This window comes from Mycolicibacterium sp. MU0053 (genome assembly GCF_963378095.1).
Classification (GTDB): domain Bacteria; phylum Actinomycetota; class Actinomycetes; order Mycobacteriales; family Mycobacteriaceae; genus Mycobacterium; species Mycobacterium burgundiense.
This window is the reverse complement of sequence record NZ_OY726397.1, coordinates 5,092,120-5,109,527: the sequence shown is the minus strand read 5'-3', so window position 1 is coordinate 5,109,527 and position 17,408 is coordinate 5,092,120. Positions and strand designations below refer to the sequence as shown.

Here is a 17,408-nt window from a genome sequence, read left to right as displayed (position 1 = left end):
CAAAAAGTCCCCAGCGGTTGCCACGATGGGCGACCACTGGGGACTCTCCTATTGCGGCAGCGCCGAAGCGCCACGCTCAGCTCAGTACTTGGTGCAACTGGTCAACATCTGCTGGAACACCGGTAGCGCCTGATTGGCGCCGGGGTTGTCCTTGATCTGGTTGAGCAGGTTGATCCGCTCATCGCGCGGCGACCCGAGGTAGACGCGCAGGAATTGCACGTTGGGTGGCGATTGGTCGAGATACCGCGCTGCCATCGGGTTCTCGGTGCGCACGGCCGTCATCGCCTGATCGAAACTGCAGGTCGTGTCCACCATCGGGCCGTAGGTGGGATCAGCGGACGCGAACCCCGCCCCAGCCGACAGGGACAAGGCCAGACCGCTCGCGGCGACGGCCAATTTGGTCAACGACGGTTTGATCATGTGGTCCCATCCTTCTCACTGATTGCTTGAACTATTGGTCCAGCTGAATGCCTGGACGTCGATACCCGATATCGGTTGAACTACCACCAACGTCTCGGCCTCAAACATGCATCGAGGCCTACCTTCCCTATCTGTCGGCGATTCCGTTGTGTTACAACGAAGTCAGCCGCTTGGGGCGGTCGAGTGGGCCACGAGAACACGGCGACTACTTCCGTTCCAAGAGTTGCAGCAGGTAACTCCCGTAGCCGGATTTCAGCAGGCCACGGGCTCGTGCTTCCAACTGGGCATCATCGATGAACCCAGCGCGCCAGGCGATTTCTTCGGGCGCACTCACCTTCAGTCCCTGCCGACGCTCGATGGTGCGGACGAAGTCGCTGGCATCGAGCAGGGAGTCGAAGGTGCCCGTGTCCAGCCACGCCGTTCCGCGGGCCAACACTTCGACGGAGAGTCGGCCGCTGTTCAGGTAGGTCTGGTTGACCTCGGTGATCTCGTACTCGCCGCGGGCCGATTTCCGGAGTGATCGGGCGATCTCGATGACGTCGTTGTCGTAGAAGTACAAGCCCGGTACGGCGTACTGAGATTTGGGCGTCTCCGGTTTCTCCTCCAGGGACAAGGCGGTCCCGTCGGGACCGAACTCCACCACGCCGTACGCCGAGGGGTTGGCGACCCAATAAGCGAAAATCGCGCCACCGATGACGTTTTGGAAACGACTGAGGCTGGTACCCAAGCCCGGCCCGTAGAAGATGTTGTCGCCCAACGCCAGCGCTACGGTGTCATTGCCGATGTGTTCGGCGCCGATGAGGAACGCCTGCGCCAGCCCCTCAGGTTCCGGTTGGACGGCGTAACGCAGGTTGACCCCGAAGGCTGAACCGTCGCCGAGCAGGCGTTCGAAAGCCGGCGCGTCAGTCGGTGTCGTGATCACCAGGATGTCCCGGATGCCGGCCATGATCAGCGTCGACAGCGGGTAGTAGATCAGGGGCTTGTCGTACACCGGGAGTAGCTGCTTGGAGACACCCGTCGTGATCGGGTGCAGTCGGGTGCCCGACCCGCCGGCGAGAATGATGCCGCGCATATCTTGCCTATCCGACGCGGAAGGATTCGCCGCAGCGATGGGTCGCGGACAGGAGGCCACCTGGCTGGGCTACGTCATCGTGGTGAAGCACGTATTCCACCCTATCGTGCAACGCAGGGAATGCCGACAAATTGTGCTGCCGGGCACGCAAATACTGCCGAACTGCGGGGCCGCACCGGTTCGACTGCGCGAGCGCCCACCAGTTCGAAACGAATATTGCTGCACCACAATGCCCGTAGGCGCATTAGCGACGCATTGCCAGACTTTCCTGCCCCGTGGTTTATGCGTACGTAGCGACGCATACCGGGGTCTAATGACGTTAGCTGCCTGAATGTTTCGCAATTCGCACATCGTGCGGTGTGCGCAAGGGGGGAGTCTGTCGGACGCGCGAGAAATCGGTCATAATGCGGGAAGCACTCACGGTGGCCTGCAAATGCTCGGATATTTCGGGAGGGCGGAACCTTCATGAGGTTCGCAATGGCGACGTACGGGACCCGTGGTGACATTGAACCGTCGGTGGCGGTCGGGCGCGAACTGCAGCGCCGAGGCCACCAGGTGACGATGGCCGTTCCGCCTGATTTGGTCGGCTTTGCCGACGAGGCGGGCCTCGCTGCGATGGCCTACGGCGCCGAGATAGAACCGCAACTCGACGCCTACCGCGACGGGTGGACGCGCTGGACCCGCCGGTTCTGGCGGGTCCAGGATTTGGTCGAGCTGTCCCGTGAGGCGTTGGGCAGCGTCAAGCAGCACTGGGCCGAGATGAACGGGACGCTGGTCAGGCTTGCCGATGGGGCCGACCTGTTGTCCACTGGGGTCGGTTACGAGCAGCCGGCCGCCAATGTCGCTGAGTATTACGACATCCCACTGGTGGCGCTGCACACCTTTCCATGGCGCCCCAACGGCAGGCTCGTTCCCCGGGTGCCGCCCGCGGTCGTGCGTACGGGCATGGAGGTTTACGACTGGCTGGGGTGGCGGCTGACGCGGCAGGCGGAGGACGCGCAACGGCATGAACTGGGGCTCCCAAGCGCGGCCGCTCCGGCGCCGCGGCGCATGGCCGGCCGCGACGCATTGGAGATCCAGGCCTACGACGCCGTGTGCTTCCCTGGTCTCGCCGACGAATGGGCGGAGAGTGCGGTTCGGCGGCCCTTTGTCGGCACCTTGACCATGCAGTTGGCGGCCGCGGCCGATGCGGAAGTCGCGTCGTGGATCGGCGCGGGTTCGCCGCCAATCTGCTTCGGGTTCGGCAGCATCCCGATCGGATCTCCCGGCGAGACCGTCGCGATGATCAGCTCGGCCTGCGCTGAACTGGGCGAGCGAGCGCTGGTCTGTGCCGGGGGGACGGGCCTGACCGAACTGCCGCAGTTCGACAACGTGTATGTCGCGGGGGTGGTGAACTACGCCGCCATCTTCCCGCAGTGCCGCGCGGTGGTCCACCACGGCGGGTCGGGCACGATGGCGGCCAGTCTCCGGGCGGGCGTCCCGACGCTCGCGCTCTGGACCGCCGGTGACCAGCCGCTGTGGGGAGCGCAGCTCAACCGGCTGAAAGCAGGTACGGCGCGCCGGTTTTCGACCACCACCCGGGATACCTTGGTGGCCGACCTGCGCCGCATCCTCGCTCCGCAATACACCGTCGGTGCGCGCGCGGTCGCCGCCCAGATGACCGACCCGGCGCAGAGCATCGACAAAGCCGCCGATTTGATCGAAGAGTTGGCGAGTGTGCGGCGTTGGACGTGATCGGGGACATCGTTGTGCCCGCTTCCGGCAACGTCGATACCATGGCCTGGGCCGCACACGTGGCCATCAGTCGGTCACCTACTGACTCTGCAGCCGCACAGGAGGCGTCGACCCTTGTCTGAATCCGTACTCATCACCGGTGGCGCCGGCTTCATCGGATCGGCGCTCTCGTTGCGTCTGGTCCAATCGGGTTACCGGGTCGCCGTGATGGACGTCTTGCACCCGCAGGTCCACGCCGGAGACGGTGACATCAACCTGCCGGAGTCGGTGCGGCTGTTCACCGGAGATGTTACGCACGCCCCCGACTGGGACGCGGTGCTGCGGTTGTTCAAGCCCGCACAGGTGGTTCATCTGGCCGCGGAAACAGGTACCGCGCAATCGCTGTCCGAGGCGACGCGCCATGGGTCGGTCAATGTAGTCGGTACCACCCAGCTTCTCGATGCGCTGAGTCGCGCCGGCTTGGTGCCTCGGCAACTGGTACTGGCGTCGTCGCGCGCGGTCTACGGTGAAGGCGCATGGCGCAGTGCCACGGGCACCTTCTACCCGGGACCCCGCAGCCATGCCCAGCTGGCGGCCGGTAACTGGGATCCGCAGGGCGCCAACGGCGAACCCGCGGTCCCGGTCCCGAGCCGCGCTGGCCAGACGGAGCCGCGTCCCACCAACATCTATGCCGCGACGAAACTCGCTCAGGAGCATCTCCTGGCCTCCTGGGCGGCCGCCCACGACACCAACCTGAGTGTGCTGCGCCTGCAGAACGTCTACGGTCCGGGGCAGTCGTTGACCAACTCGTACACCGGGATCGTCACCCTGTTCGCCCGACTGGCGCGCGAACAGCAGGCCCTGGAGGTCTATGAGGACGGCCGAATTGTGCGCGACTTCGTCTTCATCGACGATGTTGTGGAAGCGCTGTACGCCGCGATACGTACCCCTGCCAGCGGACGACGTTGCCTCGATATCGGTTCCGGCGACGCCACGACCATCCACGAGTTGGCGCGTAAAGTCGCGGCCATCTGCGCGGCACCAGAACCGATCGTGGTTACGAAATTCCGCGACGGCGATGTCCGTGCCGCGAGTTGCGACCTGCAACCAGCGCGGGACTGCCTGGACTGGGGTCCGAAGTGGTCACTCGAGGACGGTCTTCCGGCCCTGTTGGAATGGATTGCCGAGCGGTAGATCGAAATGGCCGGTGGGCCGGTCGATCCCGAGTCTCCCCGCCGGATAGGGTGTCCCAAAAGCGGTACACACAATGGCAATTATGTCGCTTGCCTCTTGCGGACGACGTCTACCCACAGCTAACGTCGGGACAAGCGGTCACTGTTGACTCAGTGGACCAAACTTGTAAAGCAAGGATGGCCCGACCGGAGGTTCTGATGACCGAATCTGTTAGGCAGCCTGAGGGATTGACCCCGACCCGGGGATGTTGTTCGTGAGCGCCGGCGGCGGGACCGGAACGCAACAGCGGCCCGTCATCGTATTTGTCTTGGGAATGGGGCGCTCGGGCACCTCCGCGCTTACCCGGGTGCTGTCATTGAGCGGCGCGACGCTTCCGCCTGGCATGCTCGGTGCGGACGCGAACAATCCGCGCGGGTACTGGGAGCCGCGGGCCGCGCTGCACCTCAACGAGAAGTTCCTCTACCGACATGGCAGTAGCTATTTCGATCCCACGCTTCGGCTGCAGGCCGAAGGTGCGGTCAGCGACGCCGAGCAGGCGGCCTTCACCGCCGACATCGCGGCCTACCTGCGGACACTGCCGGACGCGCCCCTGGTGGTGATCAAGGTCCTACACATCTCAGTGTTGTGTAAGGCGTGGTTCGATGCGGCCCGTATGACCGGTTACGACATTGCCGCCGTGTTGGCGGTACGTGAACCCCAAGAGGTCAGCGCCTCACTGTCGAAGTTCATGAAGGCCACACCGCAGCTCGCGAGCTCCCTGTGGCTCAAATACAATCTGCTGGCCGAGCGGGAGACGCGCGGTCTGCCAAGAGTATTCGTCGACTACGGCAACTTGCTCGAGGATTGGCGTCGGGAACTGAAGCGAATTTCCGCCATCCTTCCGATCGAGCTCGACACCGGAGACAAGAGCGCGGTTGACGAGTTCATCGAGCCGGGGCTTCGACGGCAACGCGATTCCGGTCCCATCGCCGAACCATTCGGGACGGACTGGCTGACCGTTTCCTATGAGGTGCTGCGGGCGGCCGCGCGCGACGAATCCTGGGACGAATCCGAGCTGGACCGGGTGTTCACGGCGTTCCAAGCCGGCGAAGCAGGCTTCCGGACGGCGCTCGACGACTTCCGTGGTCAGTTCAACCTGCTGTACCGGTTCTCCCGCAAATTCATGAAGCCGCTGTACGAAGGGGTCGCGATTGCGCACGGGCGCAAGGGGACCTGGGCCTGACCGATCCGTGCAATTTCAGCAAACGTGATCGGCAACTCGTATCAGGCTCTGACCTGAGGCACTGAAGAATATCGCGATTGTCGGCGAACTTCAGCTGATGATCTGCCGCCCCACAGGGGTGAAAGTTCTACGGCTGTAGCCAATCTGGGGATACGATTGCGCGGCTGACCGGGAACTGAGGAGGCGGATGAAGCTCGGGATTGCGTTCGATCCGCGCAACAATGCGTTGAACGCGCTTCGTCTGGTGCTTGCGACGGAAGTGATCTTGTTCCACTCGTTTCCGGTCACTGGTCATGCCGTATCGTCGCCGGTCGTTCTGCAGTTGTTGTTCTCCGTGGGCGTCGACGGGTTTTTCGCGCTGTCGGGTTTCCTGATCACTGCGAGCTGGTTGCGTAACCCGAATGTCCGTTCGTACCTCGCGGCTCGCGCGCTGCGGATTCTGCCCGGCTTCTACATTTGCCTGTTCGTCACGGCGTTCGTGATTGCCCCGGTGAGCGTGGCCATCCAGGGTGGCTCACCCATGCGGCTACTGATGTCCAGCGCCCCGATCGAGTATGTGCTGAAGAACCTGGGGGTGATCCACCTCCACTTCGATGTCGGCGGCACGCCGGCGGACATCCCCTTCGCGGGCATCTGGAATGCGTCGCTGTGGTCGCTGATCTGGGAGCTGATGTGCTATCTCGCGGTCGTCGGCCTCGGCATCGCGGGGCTGGCGAAGTTCCGCTGGGTGTCGCCGGTGATCTTGGTGCTGGCGACAATCGGGGCGGCGATGTTGCCGCCGCTGACGTTCCCCGGGGTATGGACCATTCCCCAGCTCGCCATGCGCTGCGCGATCATGTTCGCCGCAGGCGCGGTGCTCTACCACTGGCGTGATGTCATTCCCGCGCGATGGTCGCTCGTCGCAGTCTGCGTCGCCATCGTGGTGGCGGCCGGCGCGCTGCCGGACTACCGGATTGTCGCCGGGCTGCCGCTGGCGTACGCGGTGGTTGTCTCGGGCGTGCTGCTCAAGCAGAAGCGCCTGAACATCAGGACGGACGTGTCCTACGGCATGTACATCTACGCCTTCCCGGTGCAGCAGCTGCTGGCAGTCGCGGGGCTTGCGAGCATGAACCCGTTCCTGTTCTTCGTGATCTCGGTGGCGGCCACCCTGCCGTTGGCCGCAGCGAGCTGGTTCCTGGTGGAAAAGCGAGCGTTGGCGTTGAAGTCCCGCGTCAAGCCGAAGCACACCGATCCGAGGGCCCAAGCCGGGGTGGGCCCGGCTGCGTCCGGCTGAGCGACCTGCTGGGAACGTGTCCCCGGAGCGGAACCTCGAGCTGTTTGACGACGTCGCGTCAGCTCACGGCAAAATTTGACGGCGTTGCCAAGTATGGCGAGTAAGCTGATCCGCATGGCGTTTTGCAGAGCTCCCAAAGAGCCTATTTGCGTTGACCGGCACAGGGTTTCGTGACGGTGCGCACATTCCGACTGGCGTTGCAGCCGAAGCCTCCGTTCGTTACCCGGCGTTACGCCTACAAAGACCGGCAGCGCATGCTCGACGCTCTGGGGCCCGACCTGGCGCGACAGGTGCCGATGCGGTCAGACGACAGCGCGCCCGGCGACACCGCCATCGGGCGGGTGTTCGAGACCACCGAGAACGTCCATAAGCTGCGCCACTATTTCCCCATCTACCAATCGGTGCTGACCCGCACCGAACGGATGCTCGAGATCGGCGTGGACCGGGGCGGCTCGCTGCGGATGTGGCGGGAATACCTTCCGGACGCGACCATCGTCGGGCTCGACATCAGCCCGAAGGTCGCGCAGTACGACGACCCGCAAAACGACATCCACGTGCGGGTTGGCGATCAAACCGACACCAGTTTCTTGAGCAGCGTGCTCGAGGAGTTCGGCCCGTTCGACACCGTGCTCGATGACGGTGGACACACGAACAAGCAGATGATCGCCTCGTTCCAGTATTTGTTCCCCCGCCTCAAGCCGGGAGGGGTCTACATCGTCGAAGACGTCTGCGCCAATTACTGGACGCTCTACCGTGACCAGCGCGAATCATTCGTCGACTTCACCAAGTGGCTGATGGACGCCATGCACGCCCACTACCAGCAGATGAGTTCGGTGTACCAACTCATGGAAGGCCACCAGAAACGGGTCAAGGAGGTCCGGGTGCCGTTCGCCACGACGATCATCGACAGGATCGAGGTTTTCGACTCGGTGGTGGTGGTCCACCGGGCGGCGGAATCGAAGCATCTGCCGCGCGCCGTGTTCCGCTAGCGGGAGGGCCGCCAGGTGTGAGCATTTCTTTGCCAGCATCGGCGCAAGATTCCTTTTTGCCTCGGAGCCGCGTCTACAGACGTCCGGTGCAACTTCGCCCAAAACTCAGCGTGGCGTTTGAAATCGACCGACAAGACACCAAAAGCCCTCGGCCCCAACGGCTGAAGGCGAACCCGATTGCGCACCAACGTGTCGATGGGGGGCTAGGCTTATCCCGGTTTGCCGGTATGGAGATTGGGGCAGTTTTTTGACCGTGACTGATCGTGATAGCCGATCTGCCTATCTAGACCTGCTTCGGCAGGATTTGACCAGGTACGGAAACGATGAGCTGGTACCTGTGGGATGGGACTGGTTGCACCGACCCGTCTTCAAGATCGGCAACTTCATGTTGGTGCGCAAGCGCCCGTTCGATCAGCGCAAGCGCGACTTGGGTCTGGACTGGCCGGCGGATGCCCTCACCATGATCGGGATGACGCGGCTCACCAGCCTGCAACAGTGCGTGGAGACGGTGCTGACCGAGGACGTCCCCGGTGATCTGGTCGAATGCGGCGTGTGGCGCGGCGGAGCGTCGATCCTGATGCGCGCCGTCCTGTCGGCGTACGGGGATCAGACGCGATGTGTCTGGCTCGCGGATTCCTTCGCCGGTGTGCCGCCGCCTGATGCGGCAAACTACAAGGCGGACAAGGGCGACCGGCTTCATCTGGCCGCGCCGATCCTGGCGGTCTCGGAGAAGGACGTCAGGGCCAACTTTGAGCGCTACGGATTGCTGGACGACCAGGTTCGATTCCTGCCGGGTTGGTTCAAAGACACCCTGGGCGACGCTCCGATCGAACGCATTGCGGTGCTGCGACTCGACGGCGATCTCTACGAATCCACGATCCAAGGCCTGGATGGTCTTTATTCGCGGTTGTCCCCGGGCGGGTTCTGCATCATCGATGACTACCACGCCATCGATGGGTGTCGGCAGGCCGTGACGGATTTCCGCGCCACGCATGGGATCTCTGCCGAGATCGTCGAGATCGACGGCACCGGAGTGCTCTGGCGCAAGGAATGACCAGTCTTCGCATACTGACGCAGCACGGCTGGCGCCGCGACACGTGAGAGGGCGCGATCCGCGATGAAGTTTGTGTTGGCCAGTTACGGAACCCGAGGCGATATCGAGCCTTCCGTCTTTGTCGGCCGGGAACTGCAGCGCAGAGGACACTCCGTGGTGATGGCCGTCCCGCCGGACCTGGTCGATTTCACCGAGTCGGCAGGCTTGGAAGCGGTCGCCTATGGGCTGGATACCAAGACGTGGCTGGACGTCTACCGCAGCTTCTGGACGTTCGTCCTGCACCGGTTCTGGAAAGTCCGGGAGATCCGCGGATTGTGGCGCGAGATGTGGGCTCGTAGCGACGAATCCTGGGCCCAGATGAACACCACGCTGACGGCGGCGACCGAGGACGCCGACGTGTTGATCGCGGGGCAGAGCTATCAGGAGCCGGCCGCCAATGTGGCCGAGTACCACGACATCCCGTTGGTGACTGTGCACCACATCCCGATGCGGCCCAATGGTCAGCTTGTCACGCTGTTGCCGTCGCCGCTGGGTCGAACAGCGATGACGGTGTTCGACTGGCTGGGTTGGCGGTTGAACAAGAAGGTCGAGGATGCCCAGCGGCGGGAACTCGGCCTGCCGAGGGCCACCGGACCCACCTCGCGACGCATCGCCGACCGCGGATCGCTGGAAGTTCAGGCCTACGACGATGCGGCATTCCCTGGCCTGGCGGCCGAGTGGTCCCGATGGCGGGACAAGCGACCCTTCGTCGGCACCTTGACCATGGAATTGGCGACCGAATCCGATGACGAGGTGTTGTCGTGGATCGCCGCCGGGACACCGCCGATCTGCTTCGGCTTCGGCAGCATGCCGGTCGAATCGCCAGCGGAGACGGTGGCAATGATCGGCTCGGCGTGTGCGCAGTTGGGGGAGCGCGCGCTGGTATGCGCCGGGTGGAGCGACTTCAGCCAGGTCGACCTCCCCGACCACGTCAAGGTGGTGGGCGCGGTGAACTATGCGGCGGTCTTCCCGACATGCCGCGCGGTGGTCCATCACGGCGGCTCGGGTACGACCGCCGCGAGCCTGCGCGCCGGAGTTCCGACGCTGATCCTGTCGATGGATGCGAATCAAGCGCTCTGGGGCGGCCAGATCAAGCGCCTGAAAGTGGGTACCACCCGGCGCTTTTCGAAATCCAACCGCGACAATCTGGTGGCCGACCTTCGCCGCATCCTGGCACCGGGCTACGCCGGCCGCGCCCGCGAACTCGCGACCGCCATGTCCAAACCAGCGGACAGCGTGATCAACGCCGCCGACGTGGTGGAGAAGTTCGCCGACTCGAGGCGGCCGGCCTGACGCTGATGCACGTCCTGGTCGGTGCGGGGTCAACGAGCTGGACAACGAACATTGACTGGGAGGGAAAATGAACGAAGTCGACGAAAGCTGCCGGGCCTGCGGATCGACTGGCCCACACCTGGTCATCTCGGTCAAAGAGATGTATTACGGAACCCGCGAGCTGTTCGAGTATTACGTGTGCGTGGGCTGCGATACGTTGCAGATATTGACCGTGCTCGAAGGCGAAGAACTCGCCCGGCACTATCCCCGCAAATACTATTCCTACAATGCTCCCGTGGAAGCGGGCGTGTTCCCCTGGCTCACGATGCAGCAGGATCGCTTTTCATTAGGGACCGGCGGGAAGTTCATCGGCCGGATAATCGCGGCGCTGCCCCCGGGAATCCGTTCGCTGGTCGGGACTCGCGATGCCAGCGGCGACGTCGTCCGAATGCTGGGGCTGTTGAACGTGGGTCGCCAGGCGCGAGTCTTGGATGTCGGCTGCGGCGGCGGCGGGCTGCTCGAGCGGTTGGCCAGAGTGGGGTTCACCGACCTCGCCGGCGCGGACCCTTTCATCGAGGCTGACACCCGGACGCCATCCGGCGTGCCGATCACTAAGCGATTCATGGGCGAGGTCGAGGGTGAGTTCGACCTCATCATGTTCAACCATTCGCTGGAGCATGTTCCGGATCCGGTCGCGACCCTCCAGGCCGCGCGCGAGAGGTTGGCGCCCGACGGGATCTGCCTGGTTCGACTGCCGACTACCTCGTCGGAAGCATGGTCGGTCTACGGAGCGCACTGGTGCCTGATCGACGCGCCCCGGCATACCCTGGTGCCCTCGAGGCGCGGAATGGCGTTGGCGGCGGAGGCGGTGGGGCTGCAGGTGGTGGACACCTGGGATGATTCGAACTCCTCGCAGTTCTTCGGGAGCGAAGCCTACCGGCGTGACATTGCGCTACCCGAGATCAAGAGTTTCGTCGAATTGCTGCGGATCTTCGGACCCAAGCAGATGTGGCGTTGGGAACGGCGGTCGGAACGGCTCAATCGAGAGGGCCGTGGTGACCAGACCGCCTTCGTGTTACGGGCGGCATGAGATGGCCAACGAACTGTCGGCTAGTGCGCGTCTGGCGGTCAAGGTGGTACGCGGCCAGTATTGGCTGGCGCGAAAGTTGCTGCCGAAGGTGTACGCCAACGATGGCCTGATTTGCTTCAACAGCCATGCGTTCCTGGACGATCCGGAATTCCAAAGGGCCTACCAGCGCGGCGCGCGCGCAGTGGGCGACCTCGACTGGTACCAGTGGCATTGGCGCGTGCACGTCGGCTTGTGGGCGGCCAAAAGTGCGAGCCGTCTAGAGGGCGATTTCGTGGAGTGCGGTGTCAACTTCGGTTTCTTGAGCAGCGCCGTGATGGAGCATCTCGATTGGGACGAACTCGGAAAGACGTTCTTCCTGCTGGACACGTTCGCGGGTATCGATCCTCGATTCATCACCGACGGTGAGCGCGACGCGGGGGCGGTGAAAAAGAGTGAGCGCAGTCTGCAACACGGGACCTATGTCAGCGGGGTCGACAGTGTTCGGGCGAATTTCGCGCAGTGGCGCAACCACCGCATCATCGTCGGTGCGGTTCCAGAAACGCTTGATCAGGTCGACTCTGACGCGGTCGCGTTCCTCCACATCGACATGAACTGCGCACCACCTGAAGTCGCTGCGTTACGGCACTTCTGGCCGCGGCTCACTCCCGGTGCCTTTGTCCTCCTGGACGATTACGCTTATCGAGGCTTCGACGAGCAGCGCCGGGCGATGGACGAACTGGCGATCGAACTGAACGTTCCGATATGCGCGCTGCCCACGGGTCAGGGACTGCTGGTCAAGCCGGCATGACGGTCCGAAACGGGCAGCTGGCTGAATACGCCTCGTGGGTAGGGTATTCGGCGCGCAGGTACAACTTCCCTGCAGGCTGTAGAAGTCGAACATTAAGGTGGCCGCTGTAGTGAGCAAAATTTCTGGACGCACCCGCCTTTGGTTGCGCGCCATCCGTGCCGAGTACTGGGTCGCACGCAAACTGCTACCCAATGTGTACTCGAACGACGCGCTGATCTGTTTCAACAGCCACTCCTTCGTGGACGACCCGGACTTTCAGCGCGCCTACCAGCGAGGCGCCCGCGCGCTCGGCGACGAAGATTGGTATCAATGGCAGTGGCGCGTGCATGTCGGTTTGTGGGCCGCGTCGAGCGCAAGCCACCTCAAGGGCGAGTTCGTCGAATGCGGAGTCAGCTACGGCTTTTTGAGCAGCGCCATCATGGAATACCTCGATTGGGATCGATTGGGCAAGACGTTCTACCTGCTCGACACCTTCTCGGGAATCGACCCCCGCTTCATCACCGATAGTGAACGCGAGTCGGGAGCCCTCGCAAAGAGCGACGAACTCGTGCGCAACGGAATGTATGTCGATTCCGTCGACAGCGTGCGGGCGAACTTCGCACAATGGACCAATCAGCGCATCATCGTCGGCGCGGTACCGGAGACCTTGGACCAGGTCGACGCGGAATCGGTGGCGTACCTACATATCGACATGAATTGCGCTCCACCCGAAGTGGCCGCTCTGCGCCATTTTTGGCCGCGACTTACCCCCGGCGCATTCGTCCTCCTCGACGATTATGCGAACCGGGGCCGGGATGAGCAACGCGTTGCCATGGATGACGTTGCGCGCGAATTGGGCGTGTCGATATGTGCGTTGCCCACCGGTCAGGGTTTGCTGATCAAGCCACCGAACTGAGGCTGGGCGCCGGAAGTTCCAGGACGCCAACGATATCCATAGACCAGCAGGGTATCGTGACCGGGTGGCGCAAACGTGGTCAGTCAAGTTCCGTCTTGCTTGGTTCGCTTTGCGCACCGCGTATTGGATCCCTCGCACGGTGCTGCCCAGTGTCTATTCGAACGACGCGTTGATCTGCTTCAACAGCCATGCGTTCATGGACGACCCGGCCTTCAAGGGCGCCTACCAGCGTGGCGTGCAGGCCTTGGGCGGCAAGGACTTCTACCACTGGGAATGGCGGGTTCACGTCGGCCTATGGGCGGCGGCCACGGCCAGCCACCTCAAGGGTGACTTCGTCGAGTGCGGCGTCAGCCACGGTTTCCTGAGCAGTGCCGTGATGCAGTATCTCGATTGGGACCGTCTGGGTAAGACCTTCTACCTGATGGACACCTTCGACGGGATGGATGCCCGGTTCGTCACTGCCGAGGAACGTGAGGCCGGGGCGCTGACCAAGAGCAAGGCGGCACTGGACTTCGGCATCTACGCGAACTCCGCCGACAGTGTGCGGGCCAATTTCGCGCAGTGGCGCAATCAGCGGATCATCGCGGGCACGGTCCCCGAGACCTTGACTGAGGTCGACACGGACACCATTGCCTTCCTCCATATCGACATGAACTGTGCACCACCCGAAGTCGCGGCGCTGCGTCATTTCTGGCCGCGGTTGGTGCCCGGCGCCGTCGTGCTCCTCGACGACTACACCCAACGCGGTCGCGATGAGCAACGGATGGCCATGGACGAGGTGGCCGCAGAGTTGGGTGTGGTGATCTGCGCCCTGCCGACGGGCCAGGGATTGCTCCTCAAGCCGGCCGGCTGAGACCGGCGCCCGTCGACGGCCGACTCAACGCGCCCGCCGGCGCACCGCACCTTCGAAGAGGTCCGCGGCCTTGGTGACGCTTTGGCTGGGTTCGGTCATCATGGTGGCGACCGCACGGGCCCGACTTGCATGTTCCGGCGTGAGGATGCGGCGCAGGTCGGCGGTCAACGATTTTTCGGAAGTGCTGGAGAGACGTCGGGAAGCCCCTACCTTCAGCCGTTTCAGCTGATTTCCCCAGTAGGGCTGGTCTGCGGAACTCCACAGGATCAGGGTGGGAACGCCGGCGCGCAGGCTCGCGGCCGTGGTGCCGGAGCCTCCGTGATGCACGATCGCTCGGCACGCGGGGAATACTGTCGCATAGTTCACGGTGCCCACCACCTTGACGTGGGCGGAATGCCCCACGCCGCTGAAGTCGGTCCCGCCACCGCAGACCAATGCGCGCTCGCCCAGTTGCGCGCATGCGGCACTGATCATCTCGACTGTCTCGGCCGGGGACGCGACCGGAATGCTGCCAGTCGCGAAGCATATCGGAGGCGTCCCATCGGCGATCCAGGACGTGACCTCCGCGTCGGTCTCGGTGGCCAATCCCATCGTCAACGCTCCGACGAAGGGACGCCGGTCGCCCCAAGTGGACCATTCCGCTGCCAGTCCGGGGACTGAAACCGCGTCGTAGGCCTGGATTTCCAGTGACTCGCGGGCGGCAATTCGGCGCGGGGAAGGGGCAGTGGCCTTCGGTAGCCCGAGTTCGAGCCGCTGCGCGTCCTCGACCTCTTTGGTCATGCGCCACAGCATCCACTCCGAGATCGTCCCCGCGGAGCGCACCAGCACCGACGGCAGCATGGGCACCAGGCGGCCGTTGGGTCGCATCGGGAAATGGTGCAGGGTGGCCAGGGGGATGTCGTAATGCTCGGCGACGTTGGCCGCGGGCTGTTCGTAGTTCAGGCCGGTCGACAGCAGGTCGGCGCCGGCCGCCAGGGAGGCGAGGGTCGTGCTGGTCTCACCCCAGTACTCGACGATCGGCCGCCACAATTCCCGCAGTGAGCCGAGCGGGTTTCGCAGCAGCTGCGTCCAGAAATTCCGAAGGAATTCCTCCTGCAGGAATCGCGGCAGCTCGGGGCCGTAGGGGACCGCGACCAGCCCGGCCGCCTCGGCGAACTCGACCAGGTCCGGCGGCACCGCCAAGCGGACGTCGTGTCCTCGACGCTGCAGTTCGCGGCCGATACTCACCGACGGCTCGACATCGCCGCGGGTTCCGTAACAAGCCAGCGCAAACTTCATACAGGTCTGGACCTTTCATCGTCGCTCGCTTGCCGGCACCGCCGATCGTGGCACGGCTGTCCGTGCCGCCGCCGTGTCATATCGATATCACAAGCTCCCAGCGGGTGCGCTTTACGCCGATGAAATCGGCTACGAGACGCCCAGTCTCTGACATACTCCGGAGATGGCTCTCAGAAGTCCGGGGCGGGAGCCTCGTATTCGGGCGAAGTTGAACGCGAAGTTCACCCAATCTGCGCAAAAGTTCATCTATCGCTATACAACTCGCAGGCTCGACGCCGATGACGCCGAGGAGGTGGTGTTCCTCAACTACGGCTACGAGGAAGATCCGCCGATGTCGGTGCCACTGGCGGAGGTCGATGAACCGAACCGCTATGCCATCCAGCTCTATCACAGCACCGCCACCCAGGCCGACCTGCGAGGCAAGCGCGTCCTCGAGGTCGGTTGTGGCCACGGCGGCGGAGCCGCCTATCTTGCGCGCGCGTTGCAACCGAGTTCCTATACCGGCCTGGATGTGAATCCGGTCGGTATCGAGTACTGCCGGAAGACGCATGACGTGGCCGGCCTGGATTTCGTCCAGGGCGATGCGGAGGATCTGCCGTTCGGCGACCAATCCTTTGATGCCGTCCTCAATGTCGAGTCATCCCATCTATACCCGCGGTTTCCCCGATTCCTCGAAGAGGTTGCGCGGGTGCTGGCGCCCGGCGGACACTTCCTCTACACCGATGCCCGCGCAGCCCATGCCATCGCCGGCTGGGAGGCCGCGCTGGCGGCGGCGCCGCTACGGTTGTGCACGCAGCGAGTGATCAACACCGAGGTCAGACGCGGGATGGCAACCACCCTGCAGCAATGGCAGAACGTGATCGATCGCGTCACGCCCCGGCCCTTGCGTCGGGTGGTGCGGGATTTCGCACCGGCGCAACGGGCCTACGACGACCTGGGCAGCGACGGGTCCTCGGAATATCGGATGTACAGCTTCGTCAAGGAGTGACGTCGATCCCGGGTAGCGCCGAAATAGCTTGCAGTGCAATGCAAAGAACAGCGGGCCCGTTGTTTCCGTCACAAATCCATACCGATGGCCGACATTTGCGGTGGGTATAGTCGACGATATGAATCTCGCCGAGTCGATCGAACGTGGCCTGGATTGGCTCAAGGCTCCCAAGCAGTTGCCGGGCCGACTCGAAATGGAGACGCAGCGAGGCCGCCGCCTCGAGCTTGAGGTGGTTTCCTTCGCCATCCGATCACCGATCGCCGGCGGCGTCACGCTTCGGGTCCCGGTGTTCGTCATGATCCTGCCCAGGGGGTCTTCGCCGTTGCAGGAAGCACCGGAACGCTCCGATACCGACCTCGGCCAGTAAGTTTCTCTGCTCCGCGCCGACCCGGCTACCTCTTCGGCTCCGTGCCCCGTGCTGCATTTCCACCCGATCAGTGGCGTCGTGATGCGTCCGCGCCGGCACCGAATCTTTTACTCCACGACTGTGGTGAACGGGCAACGATCAGGTGGAATCTTTGGCATTTCGCGGCACCGACCGGCTTGATCTGGCGCGTCTTTGCCCAGTTCGCGCGCGGGCGGCGACGGCCTGCTCCGAGGCTCGACCCGGCCCCGGTGGGAGTAGCCGATCGGGCACCGTCGGCGCTGTCGGTCGTGGCTCTCCGGTGGAATCGGCCGCGGCACGGCGTGCTCAGCGAAGATGCGCCGGACCTGCGAAAAGCCGAGCTGGACGGGTTCGCACCACGAATCCGGGGCCGGTGTCGCAGGGGGCGGACGGGGCCCAACCCACATGACTCTCACAATCTGGCAAAACTCGCAATATCCGGGCCCTGCGCAACAGGCGCCACAACCTCGTTAAAGTGTCTGAAAGTCGCTTTACAGCTAAGTGTATAAGCGGGCTAACTGAATTCAATAAGCCAGCCTACCCCCGGAAACTTCGCGAATATCTCAGGCGCTATCCTGAGACCTCCCGTATGTTGGGGTACGTCTGATGTCCGCTAAGCAGTATGGAGAAAAGTGAGCATCAACCCGTTCGATGACGACAATGGCAGCTTCTACGTCTTGATCAATGACGAAGAGCAGCACAGCTTATGGCCGAATTTTGCCGACGTGCCAGCCGGCTGGGAGGTGGTTTATGGCGAAGCGAGTCGCGCTGCCTGTTTAGAGTACATCGAACAAAATTGGACCGATATACGGCCGAAGAGCCTGCGTCAGAGATTGGCGCAGGGTGGGGTTCTTTAGGGCCAATTCTTTTGGTGGGGAATTTGA

At 63.5% G+C, this 17,408-nt stretch carries 17 protein-coding genes; 14 read left to right on the top strand and 3 right to left on the bottom strand.

The annotated features are described in order from the left end of the window. Positions 1-81: 81 nt before the first annotated feature. Positions 82-420, bottom strand: a complete 339-nt coding sequence (locus RCP80_RS24235; RefSeq protein ID WP_308480109.1) for a hemophore-related protein — start codon at positions 418-420, stop codon at positions 82-84. Positions 421-625: 205 nt separating this feature from the next. Next, positions 626-1,492, bottom strand: a complete 867-nt coding sequence (gene rfbA, locus RCP80_RS24230) for a glucose-1-phosphate thymidylyltransferase RfbA (RefSeq protein WP_308480108.1) — start codon at positions 1,490-1,492, stop codon at positions 626-628. Positions 1,493-1,957: 465 nt separating this feature from the next. Here rfbA and RCP80_RS24225 point away from each other — a divergent pair, with 465 nt between their 5' ends. The 11 genes from RCP80_RS24225 (at position 1,958) to RCP80_RS24175 (ending at position 13,873) form a co-directional block, all read left to right on the top strand. Next, the gene (locus RCP80_RS24225) at positions 1,958-3,226 is read left to right on the top strand and encodes a glycosyltransferase (RefSeq protein WP_308480107.1); all 1,269 of its coding nucleotides are present in this window, start codon (positions 1,958-1,960) and stop codon (positions 3,224-3,226) included. 114 nt (positions 3,227-3,340) lie between these two features. Next, a complete protein-coding gene (locus RCP80_RS24220) occupies positions 3,341-4,399 on the top strand; it encodes an NAD-dependent epimerase/dehydratase family protein (protein ID WP_308480106.1) in 1,059 nt (352 codons plus the stop codon). Between the two features lie 313 nt (positions 4,400-4,712). Further along, positions 4,713-5,621, top strand: coding sequence for a sulfotransferase family protein (locus RCP80_RS24215; protein WP_308483006.1), 909 nt, complete (start codon positions 4,713-4,715; stop codon positions 5,619-5,621). Positions 5,622-5,808: 187 nt separating this feature from the next. After that, on the top strand, positions 5,809-6,894 hold the full coding sequence (locus RCP80_RS24210; protein WP_308480105.1) for an acyltransferase family protein: 1,086 nt from the start codon (positions 5,809-5,811) through the stop codon (positions 6,892-6,894). Positions 6,895-7,148: 254 nt separating this feature from the next. Then, entirely contained in the window at positions 7,149-7,883 is a 735-nt protein-coding gene (locus tag RCP80_RS24205; RefSeq protein WP_308483005.1) for a class I SAM-dependent methyltransferase, read from the top strand. A gap of 253 nt (positions 7,884-8,136) precedes the next feature. Then, the gene (locus RCP80_RS24200; RefSeq protein WP_308480103.1) at positions 8,137-8,937 is read left to right on the top strand and encodes a TylF/MycF/NovP-related O-methyltransferase; all 801 of its coding nucleotides are present in this window, start codon (positions 8,137-8,139) and stop codon (positions 8,935-8,937) included. A gap of 63 nt (positions 8,938-9,000) precedes the next feature. Beyond that, positions 9,001-10,269, top strand: coding sequence for a glycosyltransferase (locus tag RCP80_RS24195; protein ID WP_308480102.1), 1,269 nt, complete (start codon positions 9,001-9,003; stop codon positions 10,267-10,269). A gap of 67 nt (positions 10,270-10,336) precedes the next feature. Further along, entirely contained in the window at positions 10,337-11,338 is a 1,002-nt protein-coding gene (locus tag RCP80_RS24190; RefSeq protein WP_373693406.1) for a class I SAM-dependent methyltransferase, read from the top strand. A 1-nt stretch (position 11,339) separates the two neighbouring features. After that, positions 11,340-12,125: a class I SAM-dependent methyltransferase gene (locus tag RCP80_RS24185; RefSeq protein WP_308480101.1), complete on the top strand. Its 786-nt coding sequence runs from the start codon at positions 11,340-11,342 to the stop codon at positions 12,123-12,125. A gap of 109 nt (positions 12,126-12,234) precedes the next feature. Next, positions 12,235-13,020 carry a class I SAM-dependent methyltransferase gene (locus RCP80_RS24180; protein WP_373693405.1) on the top strand — a complete coding sequence of 262 codons (786 nt, stop codon included), beginning with the start codon at positions 12,235-12,237 and terminating at the stop codon, positions 13,018-13,020. Positions 13,021-13,162: 142 nt separating this feature from the next. Then, entirely contained in the window at positions 13,163-13,873 is a 711-nt protein-coding gene (locus RCP80_RS24175; RefSeq protein ID WP_373693556.1) for a class I SAM-dependent methyltransferase, read from the top strand. 24 nt (positions 13,874-13,897) lie between these two features. Here RCP80_RS24175 and RCP80_RS24170 read toward each other — a convergent pair whose 3' ends face one another. Further along, positions 13,898-15,151 carry a glycosyltransferase gene (locus tag RCP80_RS24170; RefSeq protein WP_308480098.1) on the bottom strand — a complete coding sequence of 418 codons (1,254 nt, stop codon included), beginning with the start codon at positions 15,149-15,151 and terminating at the stop codon, positions 13,898-13,900. A gap of 163 nt (positions 15,152-15,314) precedes the next feature. Here RCP80_RS24170 and mtf2 point away from each other — a divergent pair, with 163 nt between their 5' ends. From mtf2 to RCP80_RS24155, 3 genes are all read left to right on the top strand, one after another. Further along, positions 15,315-16,139: a fatty-acid O-methyltransferase Mtf2 gene (mtf2, locus tag RCP80_RS24165; RefSeq protein WP_308480097.1), complete on the top strand. Its 825-nt coding sequence runs from the start codon at positions 15,315-15,317 to the stop codon at positions 16,137-16,139. Positions 16,140-16,257: 118 nt separating this feature from the next. Further along, entirely contained in the window at positions 16,258-16,506 is a 249-nt protein-coding gene (locus RCP80_RS24160) for a hypothetical protein (RefSeq protein ID WP_308480096.1), read from the top strand. Between the two features lie 650 nt (positions 16,507-17,156). Beyond that, positions 17,157-17,381 (top strand): MbtH family protein, encoded by a 225-nt coding sequence (locus RCP80_RS24155; protein WP_308480095.1) that lies wholly within the window; start codon positions 17,157-17,159, stop codon positions 17,379-17,381. Positions 17,382-17,408 lie beyond the last annotated feature (27 nt).